Raw genomic sequence first — 21,942 nt, 5'->3', positions numbered from 1 at the left:
AGGCGCACCGGTCAGAAGCGAAAATCAGGCGAACAGCTCCGCATACTGGTCGGCGGAAAAACCGAGTGTCTTCACGCGGCCGTTCACCACGACCACGGGCCGCTTGATGATCGACGGCTTGTGGATCATCAGCGCGATCGCGCCAGCGGTCGTGTCGGCCTCGGCCTTGTGCACGTCCGACAGGCCGCGCCAGGTCGTGCCGCGCTTGTTGATGAGTTGATCCAGCGGCGCGTCCTTGAGCCAGTCCTGCACCAGCGCATTCGACACCCCCGCCTTCTTGAAGTCGTGGAACTCGAACTCGACGCCGTGCTCTTCGAGCCACACGCGGGCCTTCTTCACGGTGTCGCAGTTCGGAATGCCGTAGACGACGGTCGTGGCGGCCTTCGCCATCAGTCGCCTCGCAGCAGTTCGTTCAGGCCGACCTTGGCGCGCGTCTTCGCGTCGACCTTCTTGACGATCACGGCGCAGTAGAGGCTATGCGTGCCGTCCTTCGAAGGCAGATTGCCCGCGACCACGACCGAGCCCGCCGGAATACGGCCGTACGAAATCTCGCCGGTTTCGCGGTCGTAAATCTTGGTCGACTGGCCGAGATAGACGCCCATCGAGATCACCGAGTTCTCCTCGACGATCACGCCTTCCACGACTTCCGAGCGCGCACCGATGAAGCAGTTGTCTTCGATGATGACCGGATTGGCCTGCAGCGGCTCCAGCACGCCGCCGATGCCCACGCCGCCCGAGAGGTGCACGTTCTTGCCGATCTGCGCGCACGAACCGACGGTCGCCCACGTGTCGACCATCGTGCCTTCATCTACGTAGGCGCCGATGTTGGTGTACGAGGGCATCAGCACGACGTTCTTCGCGATGAACGAGCCGCGGCGCGCGATGGCCGGCGGCACGACGCGAAAGCCACCCGCGGCGAAGTCCTCAGCCGTGTAGCTGGCGAACTTCGAGGGCACCTTGTCGTAGAACTGGCTGTAGCCGCCCGCCGGCATCGGCACGTTGTCTTCGAGGCGGAACGACAGCAGCACGGCCTTCTTCACCCACTGGTTGACGACCCAGTCGCCGTCCTTCTTTTCGGCGCAGCGCAGCGTGCCTTTGTCCAGCTCGGCGATGACGTGGGCGACGGCTTCACGCACGTCGTTCGGGGCTGCCTTGGGCGAGAAGTCGGCGCGGTTTTCCCAGGCGGTGTCGATGGTCTGCTGAAGTTGTTGCGACATGGTGGTGATTTCGTGAGATGGATGGTTGAAAGCGGCGTTGCGCGCAACGGGGCGCTGGACCCCGGCGCGCAGGGGAAGGCTTTACGGTTTGAGCGAGCGGCAGAACTCGACGATGCGCTGCGCGCCCTCGATGCACTCCTCGACGTCGGCGACGAGCGCCATGCGGACGAAGTCTTTGCCCGGATTCGTGCCATGCGCCTCGCGCGCGAGGAACGAGCCGGGCAGAACCGTCACATTATAGTCGGCGTAGAGGCGCTGGGCGAACGCGGTGTCCGACAGGCCGGTGCTCGCGACGTTGGCCCAGAGGTAGAAGGCGGCGTCGGGCAGCTTCACGTCGAGCACGTCGGCGAGCATCGGTGTCACCGTCGAGAACTTCTGTACGTACTTCGCGCGGTTCTCGCGCACGTGCGCCTCGTCGCCCCAGGCGGCGATGCTGGCGGACTGCCAGACGGGCGACATGGCCGAGCCGTGGTAGGTGCGGTACAGCAGGAACTGCTTGAGGATGGCGGCGTCGCCGGCGACGAAGCCCGAGCGCATGCCCGGCGCGTTCGAGCGCTTGGAGAGGCTCGACAGCATGACGAGGCGCTCGAAGCCGCGGCCCAGCTTGTGCGCCGCCTCGAGGCCGCCGAGCGGCGGGTTCGCTTCGTCGAAGTAGATCTCGGAGTAGCACTCGTCGGAGGCGATCACGAAGCCGTAGCGGTCCGAGAGCGCAAAGAGCTCGCGCCAGTCGTCGAGCGTGATCACGGCGCCCGTGGGGTTGCCCGGCGAGCACACGTAGAGCAGTTGCGTGCGTGCCCAGACGGCTTCCGGAACCTGCGAATAGTCGCAGGCGAAGTTGCGGGCCGGATCGCTGTTCACGAAGTAGGGCTCGCCGCCGCCCAGCAGCGCGGCGCCTTCGTAGATCTGGTAGAAAGGGTTCGGGCAGAGTACGATCGCCCGCTTCGCCGGGTCTTTCACGCCCGCCGTCGGGTCGATCACGGCCTGCGCAAGCGCGAACAGCGCCTCGCGCGAACCCGAGACGGGCAGGATCTGCGTGTTTGCGTCGATGGCCGGTAGCCCGTAGCGCGCCTTCACCCAGTTTGCAATCGACTCGCGCAGCGCGGGCGTACCCGCCGTGGCAGGGTACGACGAAAGGCCGTCGAGCGACGCGACGATGGCGTCGCGGATCAGTGCCGGCGTCGGGTGTTTCGGCTCGCCGATTCCAAAGCTGATGTGGCGCAGGCCGGCGTTCGGCGTGACCTCCTTGAAGAGCACGCGCAGCTTTTCGAAGGGATAGGACTGAAGGGTGTCGAGTAGCGGATTCACTTGGGCGGCGGACTGGCGTGGGTAAAAGACGGAAGGCGCGGCGCGCGGGATTGACAGCTTGTGCGAGCCCGCTGCGGGCTCGTAGTTTGCCCGCCTTTTGCCCGCTGTTTGTCCGCTTTTGCCGCTTTTGCCGCTAGCCCGATGGGCCGGGCCGAGCGAAAAATACGGCAGCGCGGCTTTGCGTCTGCAAGCGGTGGATTATAGCGTGGCGCTGATGCGGCTGCGGGCGCCGGCCCGATCGCGCTCCGGTGCCGCCATCGATGCCGGGCGGACAGACAAAAGGAAAAACATGGGATTTTCGAGTAGCGACGCAGGTGCCGCCAACGCCCGGTCGAGCCAAGGGAAGCGCGAGCGATGAGTCAGAGCACAGGCCTGCGCGCCGCCTGGCCGACCCTCGCCATCATGGTCGGCGCATCCGTATGGGGTTTTGTCTGGTATCCGCTGCGCATGCTGGCGGCGTTCGGGTTGACCGGCACGGCCGCGAGCGCGGCGACGAGCGCAGCGGGCTGCGCCTTCGTGCTCGTGTTGCGCTGGCGTTCGCTCGCGACCGTGCGCTGGCATTGGGTGCTGCCATTGCTCGGCCTTGCCGCGGGCGTGACCAATGTCGGGTTCGTGTGGGGCGCGATCCACGGCGAAGTGATGCGCGTGCTGCTGCTCTTTTATCTGACCCCGGCGTGGACGGCGCTCTTCGCGCACTTCATCCTGCACGAGCGTCTCACGTGGGCGGGTGGCGCGCTCGGCGCGCTCTCGTTGCTGGGTGCCGTGTTGATGCTCTGGTCGCCGCAACTGGGTGTGCCGCTGCCTGCCAACGCCGCCGAATGGGCCGGTCTCATCGGCGGGATGGGGTTCGCGATGAGCAACGTGCTGGTCGTGAAGACGAGCCGCGTGCTTCCGCACATGAAGCCGGAGATGCGCACGGCCGTGATCTTCGCGGGCGCGGCGCTGCTCGGCGCACTGACCTCTTGCTTCGAGCCGATGGCGGCGGTTCCGGCAGGCGAGCATCTCGCGCGTGTCGTGCTGCTGGTGCTGGCGCTCGGCGTCGTGCTCGGCAGCAACAACATGCTCGTTCAATACGGGCTAGCCCGCGTGCCGGCAAACCGCGCCTCGATCATCATGCTGTTCGAGATCGTCGTGACGGCGCTCTCGTCGTGGCTCTTCGCCGGCGAGACGCCGGGTCCACGCGAATGGGCGGGCGGCGCCTGCATCGTGCTGGCCTCGCTGCTCTCGAGCTGGCTGCACCGCGCGCAGGACGCGCGCAAGCGCGGCGCGCACGCGAGCGCCGACGCAAGCGTCATGACCCACGCGGACGCGAGCCGTACCGACTAAGCGGACGGCAACGGGGATGACACCGGCAAGGGCGCCGGGAGCAATGGCGTGAGCGGTGGCAGGTGCGGCGACAAGGACGGTGACAACAGCGGTAACGACGGCGGTGGCAACGGCCGCAATAGCAGCGGCGGCTCGGCCCAGGGCCTTCCCGCGCGCGGAATGGCGCGCGTGCGATGGTATGATTGCCGCTGATTCCCGCCGACCGCTCGCGCGCAAGCGCGTTCGCGCGGCGAGCCGTGGCGGCTGCCCTGAGCGTGTACCGCCGTGCGATCGATACCGGATTGGCGGCGGCGCGCGGCGAGCGGCACGGGCGGTCCCGTTCACCACTATTCAAACAGCGATATCGCCGTGCGTCTGACCTCGATTAAACTCGCTGGCTTCAAATCATTCGTCGATCCCACGCATTTCCAGGTTCCGGGCCAACTCGTCGGGGTGGTCGGGCCGAACGGCTGTGGGAAATCCAACATCATCGACGCGGTGCGCTGGGTGCTCGGAGAATCCCGTGCGTCCGAGTTGCGCGGCGAGTCGATGCAGGACGTCATCTTCAACGGGTCCACGGCGCGCAAGCCGGGTAGCCGCGCGAGCGTCGAACTGGTGTTCGACAACGCAGACGGACGCGCGGCCGGCCAGTGGGGCCAGTATGCCGAGATTGCCGTGAAGCGCGTGCTGACGCGCGATGGCACATCGAGCTACTACATCAACAACCTGCCGGCGCGCCGGCGCGACATCCAGGACATATTCCTCGGTACGGGCCTCGGTCCGCGCGCCTACGCGATCATCGGGCAGGGCATGATCGCCCGCATCATCGAGGCGAAGCCCGAAGAGCTGCGCGTATTTCTCGAAGAAGCCGCCGGTGTTTCGAAGTACAAGGAACGCCGCCGCGAGACTGAGAACCGCCTGCACGATACGCGCGAGAACCTCACGCGCGTGGAGGACATCGTGCGCGAGCTGTCCACGAACCTCGAAAAGCTCGAGGGCCAGGCGGTTGTCGCCACGAAGTTTCGCGAACTGCAGTCCGAGGGCGAGGAGAAGCAGCGCCTCCTTTGGCTCTTGCGCAAAAACGAGGCGGCGGGCGAGCAACAGCGCCAGCAGCGCGCGATCGAGCAGGCGCAGATCGACCTCGAGCGCCACACCGCGCAGTTGCGCGAAGTCGAAGCGCAGCTCGAGACGCTGCGCGTCGCCCACTACTCGGCAAGCGACGCCATGCAGGGCGCACAGGGTGCGCTCTATGAAGCGAACGCCGAAGTGAGCCGTCTCGAAGCCGAGATCAAGTTCATTGTCGAGTCGCGCAACCGCGCGCAGGCGCAAATCGCCGCACTCACTGCGCAGCGCGAGCAATGGCAGGTGCAGGCGCAGAAGGCGCAGGACGACATCGAGGACGCCGAAGAGCAACTGGCGATCGCCGAAGAAAAGGCGGCACTCGCCGAGGAAGAGGCGGCGGCAAAACAGGAATCGCTGCCCGCGCTCGAGAACCGCTGGCGCGATGCGCAGGCGCAACTGAACGACGAGCGCGCGGGCATCGCGCGCACCGAGCAGGCCATCAAGCTCGAAGCGGCACACCAGCGCAACGCCGACCAGATGCTCCAGCAGCTTCAGCAACGCCATGAGCGCCTGAAGTCGGAGGAAGGCGGACTCGACGCGCCCGACGAAGCCCAGCTCGAAGAGCTGCGCATGCAGCTGGCCGAGCAGGAAGAGATCCTTCACGAGGCGCAGGCGCGCCTTGCCGATGCGCAGGAAACCGTGCCGCGCCTCGACGCGCAACGCCGTGCGGCTCACGAGCGCGTCCAGGCGGAAAACGCGCAGATCCACCAGATCGAAGCCCGGCTTGCCGCCCTCAAGCAACTGCAGGAGAACGTGCAGACCGAGGGCAAGATCCAGCCGTGGCTCGAACGTCACGAACTGGGTGCGCTGCCGAGGCTGTGGAAGAAGCTGCATGTCGAAGCGGGGTGGGAGACGGCGCTCGAAGCCGTGCTGCGCGAGCGGCTTGCCGCGCTCGAAGTGTCCAACCTCGACTGGGTGAAGGCGTTCGCGAGCGACGCGCCGCCCGCGAAGCTCGCGTTCTATTCGCCGCCCGTTGCGGGGCAGGCGAGCGCCGCGCCCGCGGGCCTCACGCCGTTGCTCTCGCTCGTGCGTATCGACGATGCAGGGCTGCGCGCGGTGCTCACCGAATGGCTCGGCTCGACCTACGTTGCCAGCGATCTGACCGAGGCGCTCGCCCAGCGCGCGCAATTGCCGGGCGGCGGCGCGTTCGTCGTGAAGGCCGGCCATATGGTGACGCGCGTGGGCGTTCAGCTCTACGCTGCCGATACCGAGCAGGCTGGCATGCTCGCGCGTCAGCAGGAAATCGAGAATCTGGAGCGCCAGTTGCGCGCCCAGGCGCTGCTTGCGGACGAGGCGCGCACGGCCGTCGTGCGCGCGGAGGCGGCACACACGCAGGCCGCCCAGGTGCTCACGGAAATGCGTCAGCAGGCCGAGCGCGCGACCCAGCGCGTGCACGCGCTGCAGATGGACGTCCTGAAGCTGACCCAGGCGCATGAGCGCTATACGGCGCGCAGCACGCAGATTCGCGAGGAGCTCGGCGAAATTCGCGCGCAGATCGAAGAGCAGCGCGCGCTGCGCGCGGAGTCGGAAGCGAACTTCGAGCGCCACGACGCCGAGCTTGCCGAACTGCAGGCCCGCTTCGAGGACAACCAGCTCGCCTTCGAAGCGCTCGACGAGGAACTGGGCGCGGCGCGCAACGAGGCGCGCGACCTCGAACGCGCTGCCGCGGACGCGCGCTTTGCGGCGCGCAACATGGCTAACCGCATCGAGGAACTGCGGCGCAACATTCAGGTCGCGCACGACCAGAGCGAGCGCGTGGCCGGCTCGCTCGAAGACGCGCGTGCCGAGCTGGAAACGATCAACCAGCAGACCGCGCACACGGGTTTGCAGGACGCGCTGGAAATTCGCGCACAGAAGGAAGACACGTTGCGCGCCGCACGCGCGGAACTCGACGACCTGAGCGCGAAGCTGCGGGCCGCCGACGAAACCCGCCTCGTCGCCGAACGCGCGCTGCAGCCGCTGCGCGAGCGCATCACCGAGCTTCAGCTCAAGGAGCAGGCGGCGCGCCTGAACGGCGAGCAGTTCGTCGAGCAACTGCAGGCGGCGGGCGTGGATGAAGCCGCGCTGCAGGAGAAGCTCACGGCGGACATGAAGCCGTCGTATCTGCAAGGCGAAGTCACGCGCATCAACAACGCCATAGCGGCGCTTGGGCCCGTCAATATGGCGGCGCTCGACGAACTGGCCGCGGCGAAGGAGCGCAAGACCTTCCTCGACGCCCAGTCGGCCGACCTCACGAGCGCGATCGAAACGCTCGAAGACGCGATCCGCAAGATCGATCAGGAAACGCGCACGCTGCTGCAGGGCACGTTCGACGAAGTGAACCGTCATTTCGGCGAGCTGTTCCCGCGGCTCTTCGGCGGTGGCCAGGCGAGGCTCATCATGACTGGCGACGAGATACTCGACGCCGGCGTGCAGGTGATGGCGCAGCCGCCCGGCAAGAAGAACTCGACGATTCACCTGCTTTCCGGCGGCGAGAAAGCGCTCACGGCCACGGCCCTCGTGTTCGCGATGTTCCAGCTCAACCCTGCGCCGTTCTGTCTGCTCGACGAAGTGGACGCGCCGCTCGACGACGCGAACACCGAGCGCTTCGCGAACCTTGTTCGCGCGATGTCGGACAAAACACAGTTCCTGTTCATTTCGCACAACAAGATCGCCATGGAGATGGCGCAGCAGCTCATCGGCGTGACGATGCAGGAGCAGGGCGTTTCGCGCATCGTCGCGGTCGACATGGAAACGGCGGCTGGTTTCGCCCAGAATACGATCTAATCGATTTTTACGGTCTAACGGTCGGCGCGCGCCGCGCAGCCGGCGGCGCCGTTGCTCAGGCAGCCGCCGCGCGTGACGCGAGCGCCACGGTAACGGCGCGCACCGTGTGTGCGCCGTCGAAAAAGAATTGCTGATGGAGCATGCATGGACGAGTTGACTCTCGGATTGATCGGCGCGGGCGCCGTGGTAGTCGGGGGCGTGGTGGTCTATAACGCGTGGCAGGGTGCCAGGGTGCGCCGGCGCATGCCGCGACCGATGCCGGAAGAGGCGGTCGAGTCGGCGCAACGCGACGAGTTCCCGGAGCCGAGCCCGTTCATCGAGCCAGCACACACGCCGTCGCGGCGTGAGCCGTCGCTCGCGGGCGGCATGGAAGGCGGGCGCATGGAGCCGGGTTTTGCCAGTGCGGCTCCGCTCGACACGCCGGCCGACATCCAGGCGGAATCCACGACGCCGAATGGTTTCCAGGAAGACGAAACGGCGGCGAACGAGCGCGGCGAAGCAGCGCCGGCCGCGAGCGCCGCTGCCCCGGAATCCGCGAAGGAAAACGCCGACGAAGCCGAACGCATCGAGCCCGTCATGCCGGCCGCCACCACGATTTCCTCCGCGCCGCCTGCTGTCGTCGACCGCCGTATCGACTGCATCGTGCCGATCCGGCTCGGCGCGCCCGTGGCGGGCGAGCGCGTGATTCCGTCCGCGCAGCGTTTGCGCCGCGCGGGCAGCAAGCCCGTTCATATCGAAGGCAAGCCCGAGGGCGGCGACAGCTGGGAATTGCTGCAAAACGGCGTGCGCTACGAGGAACTGCGTGCGGCCGCGCAGCTCGCGAACCGTAACGGCCCGCTCAACGAGCTCGAATTCTCGGAGTTCGTGACGGGTGTGCAGCAGTTCGCCGACGCGCTCGACGCCGCGCCCGAGTTCCCCGACATGATGGAGACAGTCGCGATGGCGCGCGAGCTCGACGGCTTCGCGGCCCAATGCGATGCGCAGCTTTCCATCAACGTGATGTCGGACGGCGCGCCGTGGTCGGCGAACTACGTGCAGGCCGTCGCCGCGCAGGACGGCCTCCTGCTTTCGCGCGACGGCACGCGCTTCGTGAAGCTCGACGCGAAGCAGAGCCCGGTTTTCATGCTGCAGTTCGGCGACACCAACTTCCTGCGCGACGACCTCACGTACAAGGGCGGCGAGTTGATTACGCTGATCCTCGATGTGCCGGTCGCCGACGAGGACATCCTGCCATTTCGCCTGATGTGCGATTACGCGAAGTCGCTTGCCGAGCGCATCGGCGGGCGCGTGGTCGATGACCAGCGCCGGCCGCTTCCGGAAACGGTGCTGCAGTCCATCGACAAGCAGCTCATGACGCTCTACGCAAAGCTCGAGCAAGCAGGCATTCCGGCAGGGTCGCCGGCCACGCGACGGCTGTTCAGCCAGTAACGCGGACCGCCAGCGATCGGCCGCCAGAGAAGGCGCGGCGCCGTAATGGCGCCGCGCCTTTTTTGCGCGCCGGCGAGACGGCATGGGCGGCGCGGGCAGGTCGTGGCGATGGTTCATGGTGGCCCGGATGCCGTTACCGGCAGCGTGTTGCGGTGCACTCAAGTTCGCATCACCGGGCCCGGGCGTCAACGGCATCGATGCAGCGTTAGCCTTTCGGCCAGGACCATCGGTAGGGCCGTACGGCGACGCACGAAGCTGGCCGTTCGGCCGATGCGACACGCGCCGCTTCCTGAGATAATCTGACGTCCGAAATCTTTTCCAAGCGAGTTGCCCAAGGCATGGTCCGTACCCCCGCCCGTCCTCCCGAAGATGTCACCGCTGCGCAGCGCGCGGCGTGGTTGCGCGCCGAACTCGAGCGGGCGAATCACGCCTACTACGTGCTCGACCAGCCGGAACTGCCCGACGCGGAATACGACAAGCTGTTTGGCGAACTCCAGCAGCTCGAGGCAGAGCACCCGGATCTCGTCACGCCTGATTCCCCTACCCAGCGAGTGGGCGGCAAGGCGGCCGCGGGCTTCGAGCCCGTGGTGCACGACGTGCCGATGCTCTCGCTCAACAACGGCTTCGCCGACGACGACATCGTCGCGTTCGACAAGCGCGTGGCCGATGCGCTTGGCAAGATCGGGGGCACCCAGTCCGTCGATGCCGCCGGGGTCGAGTATGCGTGCGAACTCAAGTTCGACGGTCTCGCCATCTCGCTGCGCTATGTCGATGGCGTATTTGTCCAGGCGTCCACGCGCGGCGACGGCACGACCGGCGAGAACGTCACCGAGAACGTCCGCACGATTCGCTCGCTGCCGCTGCGCCTGAAGGGCAAGCACGTGCCGAAGGTGCTCGACGTACGCGGCGAAGTGCTGATGTTCCGCCGCGACTTCGAGCGCATGAACCAGCGGCAGCGCGACGCCGGCCAGAAGGAATTCGCGAATCCGCGCAACGCTGCGGCGGGCAGCCTGCGGCAACTCGATCCGAAAATCACGGCGCAGCGGCCGCTATCGTTCTTCGCCTATGGCATTGGCGTGCTCGAGGGCGAGCCGATGCCGGCCACTCATAGCGAGCTGCTCGACTGGTACGAGCAACTGGGCTTGCCGGTGAATTCCGAGCGCGCGGTCGTGAAGGGTGCGCGAGGTCTGCTCGAATTTTTCCGCGCCGTGGGTGAGAAACGCGAGAGCCTGCCGTACGACATCGATGGCGTGGTCTACAAGGTGAACCGCCGCGACGAGCAGGACGCGCTCGGTTTTGTCTCGCGCGCACCGCGCTTCGCGCTCGCCCACAAGTTCCCGGCCCAGGAAGCGCTCACGAAGCTGCTGGCGATCGACGTGCAGGTGGGCCGCACCGGCGCCATCACACCGGTCGCGCGGCTCGAGCCGGTGTTCGTCGGCGGTGCGACCGTGACCAACGCCACGCTGCACAACGAAGACGAAGTGCGCCGCAAGGACATCCGCATCGGCGACACCGTGATCGTGCGCCGCGCGGGCGACGTGATTCCCGAAGTGGTCAGTGCGCTGCTCGACCGGCGTCCTGCCGACGCCAGCGAGTTCGTGATGCCGAGCGCCTGCCCTGTGTGCGGTTCGCGCATCGAGCGCCTGCCGGACGAAGCGATCGCGCGTTGCACGGGCGGCCTCTTCTGTCCGGCGCAGCGCAAACAGGCACTGTGGCACTTCGCCCAGCGCCGGGCGCTCGACATCGACGGATTGGGCGAGAAGATCATCGACCAGCTGGTCGACCAGAACCTCGTGCGCACGCCCGCAGATCTTTTCAATCTCGGCTTCGGCACGCTCGCGCAACTCGATCGCATGGCGGACAAGTCGGCGCAGAACCTGCTCGATTCGCTCGAAAAGGCCAAGTCCACGACGCTTGCGCGTTTTATCTACGCCCTCGGCATCCGGCACGTGGGCGAGTCGACGGCCAAAGACCTTGCGAAGCATTTCGGCTCGCTCGATCCGATCATGAACGCCTCGGTCGAGGAACTGCTCGAAGTGAATGATGTCGGGCCGATCGTCGCGCTCGCCATTCACGAGTTCTTTGCGGAAGCGCACAACCGCACAGTGATCGAGCAACTGCGTGCGCCGGGCAAAGTAACATGGGCGGAAGGTCCGCCCGCGCCGAGGGCGCCCGTGGGCGTGCTGGCAGGCAAGACGGTGGTGCTCACCGGCACGCTGCCCACGCTCGCGCGCGACGAGGCGAAGGAGATGCTGGAGGCAGCCGGTGCGAAAGTGGCCGGCTCGGTGTCGAAGAAGACCGATTATGTGGTGGCGGGCGCCGACGCGGGCAGCAAGCTTGCGAAAGCCGAGGAACTTGGTGTGCCGGTGCTCGACGAAGAAGGAATGCGCAAGCTCCTGGAGGGGCAAACGACATGATTCGCGAAATTCTCAGGATGGGCGATCCGCGCCTGCTCAACATCGCAAAGCCGGTCGATCACTTCGATACGCCCGAGCTGCACGAACTCATAGCCGACATGTTCGACACCATGCATGCGGCGAACGGCGCGGGCCTCGCTGCCCCGCAGATCGGCGTGGACCTGCAGGTGGTGATCTTCGGTTTCGAGCAAAACGAGCGCTATCCCGAGGCGCCGGCGGTGCCGCAAACGGTGCTCATCAACCCGGTCATTCATCCGTTGTCGCACGACATGGAAGAGGGCTGGGAGGGCTGCCTTTCGGTGCCGGGCATGCGGGGCGCGGTAAGCCGCTACTCGATGATCCGCTACAACGGCTTCGACCAGTACGGCACGCCCATCGAGCGCGTGGCCGAGGGTTTTCACGCGCGGGTCGTCCAGCACGAATGCGACCACCTGATCGGCAAGCTGTACCCCATGCGCATCACCGATTTCTCGAAGTTCGGCTTTACCGAGGTGCTGTTTCCGGAACTCGACCCGAGCAGAGACGACTGAACGTCGGATCTTCTCAAGAAAAAACGGGAGCCCGATGGCTCCCGTTTATTCATTCGGCGCGGTGTTTACGGCGGAGTCGCGTCAGAACGCTTCGTCAGCCGCCAGATAGCGCCATTGGCCCTGCGGCAGGGCGCCGAGCAGCACGCGGCCCATGCGCACGCGCTTGAGACCCACCACCTTGAGGCCGACGAGTTCGCACATGCGGCGGATCTGGCGTTTCTTGCCTTCGCGCAGCACGAAGCGCAACTGCTCGCCGTTCTGCCAGCTCACCTGGGCTGGCTTGAGCGGCACGTCGTCGAGCGACAGGCCGTGGCGAAGCTTCGCCAGCAGCTCAGCCGGGAAGTGCTGATCGATTTCCGTGTCGATGTCGTTATAGGTGACGCGTACGAGGTATTCCTTGTCGATGTCCGAGCTCTCACCGATCAGCTGCTTGGCTACCCGACCGTCCTGGGTCAGCACGAGCAGGCCCGTCGAGTCGATGTCGAGCCGGCCTGCCGGCGCGAGCGTGCGCAGATGCTTTGCCGAGAAACGAATGCCCGAGCGGTCGCCTTCCCAATGATTCTCGCCGGTGATGAGCGTGGCGGCGGGCTCGTAGCCGTCCTCCGCCTGGCCCGACACATAGCCAACGGGCTTATGCAGCAGGATCGTCACCTGGCGCGCCTGAGCGGCGAGCGCGGCCGGGTCGACCTCGATGCGCTGATCGGGCGTGACCTTGGCTCCGAGGGTGTCGACGACTTCGCCATCGACGTACACCCAGCCTTTTTCGATCCATTCATCGGCTTCGCGGCGCGAGCACAGGCCCAGTTCGGACATGCGCTTGGACAGGCGCAGCGTGTTGTCGCCGTCGACTTCTTCCCGCGGCGCACGGCGCGGCGCCGATCCGGCGTCGTCGCTGCGGCGTAATGGCTTGTCGGCCGACTTGACGGGGCGGGCGGATTTGCGATCGCCGCCAACTCGATGGTCGTCGCTCCGGGTGGATTTCACCGGGCGCGCGAAACTGCGCTCAGTACCCTCGTCGCGTCCCCGTGCGGGGCGGCGGTCGTTGCTGTCTGTGCGACGTGTGAAGCGCTCCTCGCCGCCTTCGCTCCGGTTGCGCGGCGGTCGGCGGTCGTCTCCTTCCGTGGGTCGCGCGAAGCGTCTCTCACGACCATCCTCGCGGCTGCGCGGCGGGCGGCGGTCGTCGCCTTCCGTGCGGCGCGCGAAACGTCGCTCACCGCCATCCTCGCGGCTGCGCGGCGGGCGGCGGTCGTCGCCTTCGGCGCGGCCTGCGAAGCGTCGCTCACCGCTTTCGTCGCGGCTGCGCGGCGGGCGACGGTCGCCGCCCTCGGCGGGGCGTGCGAAGCGCCGGTCACCACCTTCGGCGCGCCGTGCGAAACGTTGCTCACCGCCTTCCTCGCGGCTGCGGGGCGGCCGGCGATCATCGCTCTCCGTGCGTCGCGCGAAACGTCGCTCGCCGCCTTCTTCGCGGCTGCGGGGCGGCCGGCGATCATCGCCTTCCGTGCGTCGCGCGAAACGTCGGTCACCAGCTTCCTCGCGGGTGCGCGGCTGGCGGCGGTCGTCGCCTTCGGCGCGCCGTGCGAAACGTTGCTCACTACCTTCCTCGCGGCTGCGCGGCGGGCGGGGTTCGTCGCCTTCGGCGCGCCGTGCGAAACGTTGCTCACCACCTTCCTCGCGGCTGCGCGGCGGGCGGCGTTCGTCTCCTTGGGTGCGTCGCGCGAAACGTCGCTCACCACCTTCGTCGCGGCTGGGCGGCTGGCGGCGGTCATCGCCTTCCGTGCGTCGCGTAAAACGTCGCTCGCTGCCTTCTTCACGGCCACGCGCAAAGCCTCGTGGTTCATCGGCTGAACGCCGCGCCGGGCGACGGTCGTCGCCGAAGCCGCCTTCGCGAGCGGGCCGCGCCGGGCGGCTCGAACTGTCGCGCTCGCGCGTCGTCGCCGGCCGCGCCGGGCGTTCGCCTGGGCGCGCATCGGCGGTGCGCGTCGCCGTGCGGCCGGTGGAGGTGCGCGCGGGCTTCGCCGCCCCCGTTTTGGAAGCCGATGCCGGCCGCGCCTCAGCCGGCCGCGCCTCAGCCGGCCGCACCTCAGCCGGCCGCACCGGCTTACGCGCGGTCGTGCTGCCGCGGCGGACGGGGGCGCGTTCCGGAGTGGTCGGACGCGGATGTTTGGCTGTCAGTTTGGCTCGCATGGATCTGGGTATTTCGCTTGGGTCATTCACACTGCAATGGCGCGCAGCAATTCGGTCTCGACGCGAATCTGCTGGCGGTTGTCGGACAGTCCCGAGCCGTCGAGCAGAAACACGTCTTCCACGCGTTCGCCGAGCGTATTGATCCGCGCCGCGTGGACGCCGACATGGTGTTCGGCGAGCACGCGTGCGATGGAATAGAGGAGGCCCGGCCGGTCGTTCGCCGACACGGACAGGATGTAGTACTGGCCGCGCTCGTCGGCGCGCAGGTCGACGCGCGGGGTCACCGGGAAGGTGCGCGACAGGCGCGAGAGGCGTCCCTTCGACGGCTCGGGCAGTGCCTTGCCGGTGGCGCTCAGCCGCGCCGCGAGTTCCTGTTCGACGAGGTTCGCGATATCTCGATAATGCACGTCGCCTTCGGTGTGGGCGACGATGAAGTTGTCCAGCGCATAGCCGTGGCGTGTCGTGCTCACGCGCGCGTCGAGCACGGAGAGGCCGCTGCGGTCGAAGTACGCGCACATCGTCGCGAAGAGGTCGGGGCGGTCCTTCGCGTAGACGAGCACCTGGAGCGCCTCGCCGATGGGCGACGGGCGCGCGCGCACGACCGGTTCCGGCGCCTCGACATGGCGGTAGAGCACGCGCGTTTGCCAGGCGATGTCGGCGGCGTCGTGGCGCAGGAAGTAGCCCACGTCGAGCTGGTCCCACAGCGCTCGATGCGCGTGCTCCGGCACCGTCTCGAGGCGCAGCAGGGCGAGCGCCAGCTCCTGGCGCGTCTTGAGTTCCGAATGTGCGTCGGGCTGGGCGCCGCCAAGGACGGCGAGCGTCGAGCGGTAAAGGTCTTCGAGGAGCTTGCCTTTCCAGTTGTTCCAGACTTTCGGGCTCGTGCCGCGGATATCGGCGACCGTCAGCAGATACAGCGCGGAAAGGCGCCGCTCCGTGCCGACCAGATCCGCGAAGCGCTTCACGACCTCGGGGTCGGTGATGTCCTGCTTCTGCGCGACCTGGCTCATGGTCAGGTGCTGCTGGACGAGCCAGACGATCAGGTCGGCATCGTCGCCCGCGATGTCGTGCTCGCGGCAAAAGCGCCGCGCGTCGGCCATGCCAAGCTGCGAATGGTCGCCGCCACGGCCCTTCGCGATGTCATGGAACAGGGCCGCGACATAGAGCACCCAGGGGCGCTCGAAGTTCGCGATGAGCTGGCTGCAGAACGGATACTCGTGCGCATGCTCGGCCACGGCGAAGCGGCGCATGTTGCGCAGCACCATCAGGATGTGCTGATCGACCGTGTAGACGTGGTAAAGGTCGTGCTGCATCTGCCCGACGATGCGCCGGAAATTCAGCAGGTAGCGCCCGAGCACACTGGTCTGGTTCATGAGCCGCATGGCATGCGTGATGCCGGCCGGCTGCTTGAGAATCTCCATGAACAGCCGGCGGTTCTCCGGGTCGCGGCGCCAGTTCTGATCCATGGTCTCGCGCGCGTTGTAGAGCGCGCGCAGGGTCCTCGCCGAGAGACCCTTCACGCCGGGCACCTGCTCGTAGAGCAGGAACGCTTCCAGAATCGCGTGCGGCTCGCGTTCGAACACGTCGTCGCTGACAATTTCCAGCATGCCCTGCTTTTCGACGAAGTGGTCCGAGAGCGTTCGCGTGATGCCACTCGTGCTCGGGAAGAGCTGCGCCTCGATGTTCTGGATGAGGATGGTGGCGAGCTGCGTGACTGCCTTCGCCGCCCAGTAGTAGCGGCGCATGAGCTGCTCGCTCGCGCGCCGCGCGCCGCTTGCCTTGAAGCCGAAGCTCTCGGCCACGGCCGTTTGCAGATCGAACACGAGGATGTCCTGACGGCGCCCCGCGATGACATGCAGTCGCGCGCGCAGCGCCTTGAGGAACGCTTCGTTGCGGCGCAGCTCGCGCGCTTCGCGCCCGGTAATGAGCCCGCGCTGATCCAGTTCCTTCCAGCTGCTGCCAAAGGCCGCGGCCTCGGTGATCCAGAGGATCAGTTGCAGGTCGCGCAGTCCGCCGGGGCTCTCCTTGACGTTGGGTTCGAGCGAGTAAGGCGTGTCCTGGAAGCGCGCGTGGCGCTGGCGCATTTCGAGCACCTTCGCCTGGAAGAACGCGCGCGGATCCATGGCGTCGCGGTAACGCTGCGCGAAGTCGCCAAAGAGCGTTGCGCTACCCGTTATGCGGCGTGCCTCGAGCAGGGACGTGCGCACGGTTACGTCGTTGGCGGCCTCTTCGAGACATTGCGAGACGCTGCGCACGCTGCTGCCGATATCGAGCCCGAGGTCCCATGCGAGCCCGATGAACCGCTCGATGCGTGCTTCGAGCGGGGCGAGCGCCTCGTCGTCCGGCAGCAGCACGAGGATATCGACATCGGACCAGGGCGCGAGCTCGCCGCGGCCGAAGCCGCCCACGGCGACGAGCGCCAGCGTCGCCGGCAGCTCGCAGAGGTTCCATGCGCTGCGCAAGGTGTCGTCGGTCGTGCGGGCGAGGGCGCGCATCAACGAGTCGACGTTGGTTGCGGTCCTGAATCGCTCGAGCAACTGGGCCTTGGCGGCCTTGTAGTCGGACTTCAGCGACGACGTATCGGGAACGGCGACAGCGGGAGCGCTCATGGGCTGGAATCGTGTGTGGCGTGGTTGGGCGGGTGGCCGGTCGCGCGCGGGGAAGCCTCGCGCTCGCGGATGTCGGCTCCCGTCAGGGCGGCGCTGCCGCCACGTTGGTTTGTCGGCTGGTTCTGCGTCGGGTGCTTCGTTGAATGTTCCGTCGTTCGCTACGTCATTGCGCGGGCGCTGCGCGGCGTGTCCGCCTGCACTGCCTGCTTGCACCGGGCTGGAATGCGGCGCAAGTGCACCTCGCGACCGCATCCATTTTGCGCCGGATCACGCCACGAAGCCCTTTTCCGGAGCTTTCGGTTGGCCGTCAGGCCGCCGTGCCCGCCATTTGCGCGACGATGGCCGGCTTGGCCGGCGTGCCCGCCGAGACTGTCAGGACGTCGTAGCCGGTTTCGGTCACGAGCACCGTGTGTTCCCACTGGGCGGAGAGGCTGCGGTCTTTCGTCTTCACGGTCCACTGGTCCGGCATGGTGCGGATGTCGCGGCGGCCAGCGTTGATCATCGGCTCGACGGTGAAGATCATGCCGGGCACGAGTTCGATGCCGGTGCCGGGTCGGCCGTAGTGGAGCACCTGCGGATCTTCGTGGAACACCGTGCCGATGCCGTGGCCGCAGTATTCGCGCACCACGCTGTAGCCCTGGCTTTCGGCGTAACGCTGGATGGCATGGCCGATGTCGCCCAGGTGCGCGCCCGGCCGGATCTGGTCGATGCCGAGCCACATGCACTCATACGTGGTCTGCACGAGCCGCTTTGCGAGAATCGAGCCTTCGCCGACGATGAACATGCGGCTCGTGTCGCCGAAATAGCCGTCCTTGATGACCGTGATGTCGATATTGAGCGCGTCGCCGTTCTTCAGCGCCTTGTCGCCCGGAATGCCGTGACAGATCACGTCGTTCACGGAGGTGCAGATCGCCTTCGGGTAGGGCGGGTAGCCGGGCGGCTGATAGTTGAGCGGCGCGGGCACCGTGCCCTGCACATTGGTCATGTATTCGTGGCACAGGCGGTCGAGCTCGCCGGTGGTCACGCCGGCCGTGATGAACGGCGTGATGTAATCGAGCACCTCGCTCGCCAGCCGGCAGGCGACGCGCATTTGCGCGATGTCGTGTTCGTTCTTGATCGAAATGGCCATGGTGTGCGCCCGAAAATGCAGTCGAATATTGAATTATCGCACCTAATGCAAGCGGTCGCTGGCTTTTGAAAAGGCGGGCCGCGGTCCGGTGCGCCGTGCTTGCAAGGATCTGCGCCTTGTTCCGCGGGTAATAGCTGGCTTGAGTGGGGCGTCGTTTGCGTGCTATACTCTCCGGCTAAGTCGCTTCCCATGTGTTTTATATTTGCATGGGTCGCGGCGGAATCCGCCGTTGCCGCGGAGCGCCTTGCCGGGAATGCAGGAACACGGTGGGGCGCACGGAGAACATTCGGAAGCATTTTCTCCTGGCAGCACACTCGCGAGCCGGCGCACCCAGGGTGTCGTGCGCGCCGATCCCAAAGAGAGCGGGATGGCGCAACGATACGGCAGCCGGCTTCAGACCCAAACCCTAGCGGAGAATTTCTCATGGCAGTTACCATGCGCCAAATGCTGGAAGCCGGTGTCCACTTCGGTCACCAGACGCGCTTCTGGAACCCGAAGATGGCCCCCTTCATTTTCGGCCATCGCAACAAGATTCACATCATCAACCTCGAAAAGACGCTGCCGATGTACAACGACGCGCTGAAGTACGTGCGTCAACTGGCAGCCAACCGCGGCACGATCCTGTTCGTCGGCACGAAGCGTCAATCGCGCGACACGATCGCCGAGGAAGCGCAGCGCGCCGGCATGCCGTTCGTCAATGCGCGCTGGCTCGGCGGCATGCTGACCAACTTCAAGACGCTGAAGGTTTCGATCAAGCGCCTGAAGGACATGGAAGCAGCCGTGGAAGCGGGTGAGCTCGAGAAGATGAGCAAGAAGGAAGCGCTCCTGTTCGAACGCGAAATCGCCAAGCTGCAAAAGTCGATCGGCGGCGTGAAGGACATGGGCGGCATTCCGGACGCGATCTTCGTGGTCGACGTCGGCTATCACAAGATTGCCGTGACGGAAGCGAACAAGCTGGGCATCCCCGTGATCGCCGTGGTCGACACGAACCACTCGCCGGAAGGCATCGATTACGTGATCCCGGGCAACGACGACGCGAGCAAGGCCGTTGCGCTCTACACGCAAGGCGTGGCTGACGCGATCCTCGAAGGCCGTGCGAACGCGGTCAACGACGTGGTTGCGGCCGCGCGCGGCAACGACGGCGACGACGAGTTCGTCGAGGTCAATTCGGAGGCGTAAGCTGCCCCGTGTCCGGCAAGAAAAGGGGGCTTTCCATAGGCCCCTTTTTTTTAAGCCGCGACTTTCGTCGCCGCGTCATCTATGCGGCACCGTAGCCCTGTAGAAACAGCTGTAAGAAAGCGTTTCTCCGCAGGCGGAAACGGAAACGAATTTCTGCCGGCCGCGTCCAAAAGCGCGGCGGCGTGTACCTGACAGACTCAAGGAGCGAATGATGGCGGCAATTACCGCAAGCATGGTGGCAGAACTGCGCGCAAAGACCGACGCGCCGATGATGGAATGCAAGAAGGCCCTGACGGAAGCCGACGGCGACCTGGCGCGCGCTGAAGAGCTGCTGCGCGTGAAGCTCGGCAACAAGGCGAGCAAGGCTGCGTCGCGCGTCACGGCTGAAGGCGTGATCGCTTCGTTCATCGGCGGCAACGCGGGTGCCGTGGTCGAGCTGAACTGCGAAACCGACTTCGTCGCCAAGAACGACGACTTCCTCGCTTTCGCGAACACGGTGGCCCAGCTGGTCGCCGCGCAAAACCCGGCTGACGTCGCAGCCCTGTCGGCCCTGCCGCTGGAAGGCTCGACGGTCGACGCAGTGCGTCTCGCGCTGGTCGGCAAGATCGGCGAAAACGTCTCGATCCGCCGTTTCGCGCGCTTCGAAACCGCCAACAAGCTGGCTTCGTACCTGCACGGCACGCGCATCGGCGTGCTCGTGGAGTACACGGGCGCCGAAGAGCAAGTGGGCAAGGACGTCGCGATGCACATCGCCGCGATGAAGCCGGTCTCGCTGTCGTCGGACGACGTGCCGGCCGACCTGATCGCCAAGGAGCGCAGCATCGCCGAGCAGAAGGCCGCCGAATCGGGCAAGCCGGCTGAGATCGTCGCGAAGATGGTCGAAGGCTCGGTGCAGAAGTACCTGAAGGAAGTCTCGCTGCTGAACCAGCCGTTCGTGAAGAACGACAAGCAGACGATCGAACAGATGCTGAAGGCGGCCAACACGTCGGTGCAGAAGTTCGCGCTGTTCGTCGTCGGCGAAGGCATCGAGAAGCGCCAGGACGACTTCGCCGCCGAAGTGGCCGCGCAAGTCGCTGCTGCAAAGCAGCAATAAAGACGGTCATCGCCGCCCGGGCGCGGATTGCGCGGCCGGCGGCAACCGCAGTTGTTGCAGTACCGCAGTCTGCATTCGCATTTTGTACAAGTCGTAAATCGCGGCGGAGCAATCCGCCGCGGTGGGCAGCGTAGCGACACCGCGCAAGGCAGTCCCCGCCGCGCGCGGCGTCGGCAATCTTCGCAATTTCTGCGGCGCTTGCCCGAAGCCGTATTTCACCCCTACAGTTTCAAGTTATTGCCCTTTGCGCGCGATTCTGGATACCTCCATGCCCACACCCGCCTATAAACGCGTCCTGCTCAAACTTTCCGGCGAAGCCCTGATGGGCGATGATGCATTCGGCATCAATCGCGCCACGATCGAACGTATGGTTGCGGACGTGGCCGAAGTGGTGCGGCTTGGCACGCAGCTCGCGGTCGTGATCGGCGGCGGCAACATTTTCCGCGGCGTCGCGGGCGGCGCAGCCGGCATGGACCGTGCGACCGCCGACTACATGGGCATGCTGGCGACGATGATGAACGCGCTGGCTTTGCAGGACGCCATGCGCCACGCCGGCATCGAGGCGCGCGTGCAGTCGGCGCTGCGCATGGACCAGGTCGTCGAGCCGTACATCCGCCCCCGCGCGATCCGCCAGCTCGAAGAGGGCAAGGTCGTGATCTTCGCCGCGGGCACGGGCAACCCGTTCTTCACCACCGACACGGCTGCCGCGCTGCGCGGCTCGGAAGTCGGCGCCGAGGTCGTGCTGAAGGCCACGAAGGTCGACGGCGTCTACTCGGCCGACCCGAAGAAGGACGCGAGCGCCACGCGCTATTCGACGATCAGCTTCGATGAGGCAATTGGCCGCAACCTGCAGGTCATGGACGCCACCGCGTTCGCGCTGTGCCGCGACCAGAAGCTGCCGATCCGGGTTTTTTCGATCAACAAGCCCGGTGCCCTCAAGCGCATTGTTCAGGGCGAAGACGAAGGTACGCTCGTCCACGTGTAAACTCTCGTCTCACGAGAGATTCGAACACGGGCCGCGCCGCCCACCAGCGCGCCGGCGGGCCCGTACCGTTATCAAGGTTGGGAGGTATCAAAATGGCTGTGGCTGACATCAAGAAGGGCGCCGAGCAGAAAATGCAGCGCTCGATCGAAGCGTTCAAGAGCGACCTGGCGAAAATCCGCACGGGCCGCGCCCATACCGGTCTGCTCGACCATATCCAGGTCGACTACTACGGCTCGCCCGTGCCCATCTCGCAGGTCGCGAACCTCACGCTCGTCGACGCGCGCACGATCGGCGTCCAGCCGTGGGAAAAGAAGATGGTCCAGGTCATCGAAAAAGCGATCCGCGAGTCGGATCTCGGCCTGAACCCGGCTACGCACGGCGATCTGATCCGCGTGCCGATGCCCGCGCTCACCGAAGAGCGCCGCAAGGAACTGACGAAGATCGTCAAGAACGAAGGCGAAACGGCGAAGGTGGCCGTGCGCAATCTGCGCCGCGACGCGAACGAGCAGCTCAAGAAGCTCGTGAAGGACAAGGAGATTTCCGAAGACGACGAGCGCCGCGGCGGCGACGACGTCCAGAAGTTGACGGACCGCTTCGTGGCCGAGATCGACAAGCTCGTGCAGACGAAGGAAGCCGAGATCATGACGGTCTGAGGCCCTCGGGCTCGCAGATTCGC

Annotated in this window: 15 protein-coding genes; 9 read left to right on the top strand and 6 right to left on the bottom strand. The window is 66.2% G+C overall.

The features are described 5' to 3' along the window. Positions 1 to 24: 24 nt before the first annotated feature. The 3 genes from BMI01S_RS26120 to dapC form a co-directional block, all read right to left on the bottom strand. A complete protein-coding gene (locus tag BMI01S_RS26120) occupies positions 25 to 390 on the bottom strand; it encodes an ArsC family reductase (protein ID WP_028231867.1) in 366 nt (121 codons plus the stop codon). Beyond that, positions 390 to 1,217: a 2,3,4,5-tetrahydropyridine-2,6-dicarboxylate N-succinyltransferase gene (gene dapD / locus BMI01S_RS26115; RefSeq protein ID WP_028211403.1), complete on the bottom strand. Its 828-nt coding sequence runs from the start codon at positions 1,215 to 1,217 to the stop codon at positions 390 to 392. Before dapD ends, BMI01S_RS26120 begins: the two co-directional genes overlap by 1 nt. 81 nt (positions 1,218 to 1,298) lie before the next feature. Further along, the gene (gene dapC, locus BMI01S_RS26110) at positions 1,299 to 2,522 is read right to left on the bottom strand and encodes a succinyldiaminopimelate transaminase (protein ID WP_028231866.1); all 1,224 of its coding nucleotides are present in this window, start codon (positions 2,520 to 2,522) and stop codon (positions 1,299 to 1,301) included. Between the two features lie 354 nt (positions 2,523 to 2,876). Here dapC and BMI01S_RS26105 point away from each other — a divergent pair, with 354 nt between their 5' ends. The 5 genes from BMI01S_RS26105 to def all read left to right on the top strand — a co-directional run bounded on the left by BMI01S_RS26105 (position 2,877) and on the right by def (position 12,090). Next, positions 2,877 to 3,848 carry a DMT family transporter gene (locus BMI01S_RS26105; RefSeq protein ID WP_042290980.1) on the top strand — a complete coding sequence of 324 codons (972 nt, stop codon included), beginning with the start codon at positions 2,877 to 2,879 and terminating at the stop codon, positions 3,846 to 3,848. A 348-nt stretch (positions 3,849 to 4,196) separates the two neighbouring features. Continuing rightward, a complete protein-coding gene (gene smc, locus BMI01S_RS26100) occupies positions 4,197 to 7,715 on the top strand; it encodes a chromosome segregation protein SMC (protein ID WP_028211405.1) in 3,519 nt (1,172 codons plus the stop codon). Between the two features lie 144 nt (positions 7,716 to 7,859). Further along, positions 7,860 to 9,143, top strand: a complete 1,284-nt coding sequence (locus BMI01S_RS26095; protein WP_028211406.1) for a cell division protein ZipA C-terminal FtsZ-binding domain-containing protein — start codon at positions 7,860 to 7,862, stop codon at positions 9,141 to 9,143. A gap of 338 nt (positions 9,144 to 9,481) precedes the next feature. Next, positions 9,482 to 11,560, top strand: a complete 2,079-nt coding sequence (gene ligA / locus BMI01S_RS26090) for an NAD-dependent DNA ligase LigA (protein WP_028211407.1) — start codon at positions 9,482 to 9,484, stop codon at positions 11,558 to 11,560. Then, the gene (gene def, locus BMI01S_RS26085) at positions 11,557 to 12,090 is read left to right on the top strand and encodes a peptide deformylase (protein WP_028211408.1); all 534 of its coding nucleotides are present in this window, start codon (positions 11,557 to 11,559) and stop codon (positions 12,088 to 12,090) included. Before ligA ends, def begins: the two co-directional genes overlap by 4 nt. A gap of 81 nt (positions 12,091 to 12,171) precedes the next feature. Here def and BMI01S_RS44085 read toward each other — a convergent pair whose 3' ends face one another. The 3 genes from BMI01S_RS44085 to map form a co-directional block, all read right to left on the bottom strand. Next, complete coding sequence (locus BMI01S_RS44085; protein ID WP_081723500.1) at positions 12,172 to 14,274, bottom strand: pseudouridine synthase; 2,103 nt, start codon at positions 14,272 to 14,274, stop codon at positions 12,172 to 12,174. Between the two features lie 26 nt (positions 14,275 to 14,300). Then, a complete protein-coding gene (locus BMI01S_RS26070; protein WP_028231863.1) occupies positions 14,301 to 16,880 on the bottom strand; it encodes a [protein-PII] uridylyltransferase in 2,580 nt (859 codons plus the stop codon). A gap of 307 nt (positions 16,881 to 17,187) precedes the next feature. Further along, positions 17,188 to 18,009 (bottom strand): type I methionyl aminopeptidase, encoded by an 822-nt coding sequence (gene map, locus BMI01S_RS26065; protein ID WP_028211412.1) that lies wholly within the window; start codon positions 18,007 to 18,009, stop codon positions 17,188 to 17,190. A gap of 423 nt (positions 18,010 to 18,432) precedes the next feature. Here map and rpsB point away from each other — a divergent pair, with 423 nt between their 5' ends. From rpsB to frr, 4 genes are all read left to right on the top strand, one after another. After that, the gene (rpsB, locus tag BMI01S_RS26060; protein WP_028211413.1) at positions 18,433 to 19,188 is read left to right on the top strand and encodes a 30S ribosomal protein S2; all 756 of its coding nucleotides are present in this window, start codon (positions 18,433 to 18,435) and stop codon (positions 19,186 to 19,188) included. 211 nt (positions 19,189 to 19,399) lie between these two features. Beyond that, a complete protein-coding gene (gene tsf / locus BMI01S_RS26055; RefSeq protein ID WP_028211414.1) occupies positions 19,400 to 20,281 on the top strand; it encodes a translation elongation factor Ts in 882 nt (293 codons plus the stop codon). Between the two features lie 268 nt (positions 20,282 to 20,549). Beyond that, positions 20,550 to 21,266, top strand: a complete 717-nt coding sequence (gene pyrH / locus BMI01S_RS26050) for a UMP kinase (RefSeq protein WP_028211415.1) — start codon at positions 20,550 to 20,552, stop codon at positions 21,264 to 21,266. A 92-nt stretch (positions 21,267 to 21,358) separates the two neighbouring features. Further along, positions 21,359 to 21,919 (top strand): ribosome recycling factor, encoded by a 561-nt coding sequence (gene frr / locus BMI01S_RS26045; RefSeq protein WP_028211416.1) that lies wholly within the window; start codon positions 21,359 to 21,361, stop codon positions 21,917 to 21,919. The last annotated feature ends 23 nt before the right edge of the window (positions 21,920 to 21,942 follow it).

Source organism: Paraburkholderia mimosarum LMG 23256 = NBRC 106338, from assembly GCF_000739815.1.
In the GTDB taxonomy this organism is placed as follows: domain Bacteria; phylum Pseudomonadota; class Gammaproteobacteria; order Burkholderiales; family Burkholderiaceae; genus Paraburkholderia; species Paraburkholderia mimosarum.
This window is presented reverse-complemented; position numbering and strand designations above follow the sequence as displayed.

Excerpts from the sequence above, each read along its gene's own strand:
- BMI01S_RS44085 (WP_081723500.1), bottom strand. The coding sequence starts at position 14,274 with ATGCGAGCCAAACTGACAGCCAAACATCCGCGTCCGACCACTCCGGAA.
- map (WP_028211412.1), bottom strand. The coding sequence starts at position 18,009 with ATGGCCATTTCGATCAAGAACGAACACGACATCGCGCAAATGCGCGTC.
- def (WP_028211408.1), top strand. The coding sequence starts at position 11,557 with ATGATTCGCGAAATTCTCAGGATGGGCGATCCGCGCCTGCTCAACATC.
- tsf (WP_028211414.1), top strand. The coding sequence starts at position 19,400 with ATGGCGGCAATTACCGCAAGCATGGTGGCAGAACTGCGCGCAAAGACC.
- BMI01S_RS26105 (WP_042290980.1), top strand. The coding sequence starts at position 2,877 with ATGAGTCAGAGCACAGGCCTGCGCGCCGCCTGGCCGACCCTCGCCATC.
- BMI01S_RS26070 (WP_028231863.1), bottom strand. The coding sequence starts at position 16,880 with ATGAGCGCTCCCGCTGTCGCCGTTCCCGATACGTCGTCGCTGAAGTCC.
- rpsB (WP_028211413.1), top strand. The coding sequence starts at position 18,433 with ATGGCAGTTACCATGCGCCAAATGCTGGAAGCCGGTGTCCACTTCGGT.
- pyrH (WP_028211415.1), top strand. The coding sequence starts at position 20,550 with ATGCCCACACCCGCCTATAAACGCGTCCTGCTCAAACTTTCCGGCGAA.
- frr (WP_028211416.1), top strand. The coding sequence starts at position 21,359 with ATGGCTGTGGCTGACATCAAGAAGGGCGCCGAGCAGAAAATGCAGCGC.
- BMI01S_RS26120 (WP_028231867.1), bottom strand. The coding sequence starts at position 390 with ATGGCGAAGGCCGCCACGACCGTCGTCTACGGCATTCCGAACTGCGAC.
- ligA (WP_028211407.1), top strand. The coding sequence starts at position 9,482 with ATGGTCCGTACCCCCGCCCGTCCTCCCGAAGATGTCACCGCTGCGCAG.
- BMI01S_RS26095 (WP_028211406.1), top strand. The coding sequence starts at position 7,860 with ATGGACGAGTTGACTCTCGGATTGATCGGCGCGGGCGCCGTGGTAGTC.
- dapD (WP_028211403.1), bottom strand. The coding sequence starts at position 1,217 with ATGTCGCAACAACTTCAGCAGACCATCGACACCGCCTGGGAAAACCGC.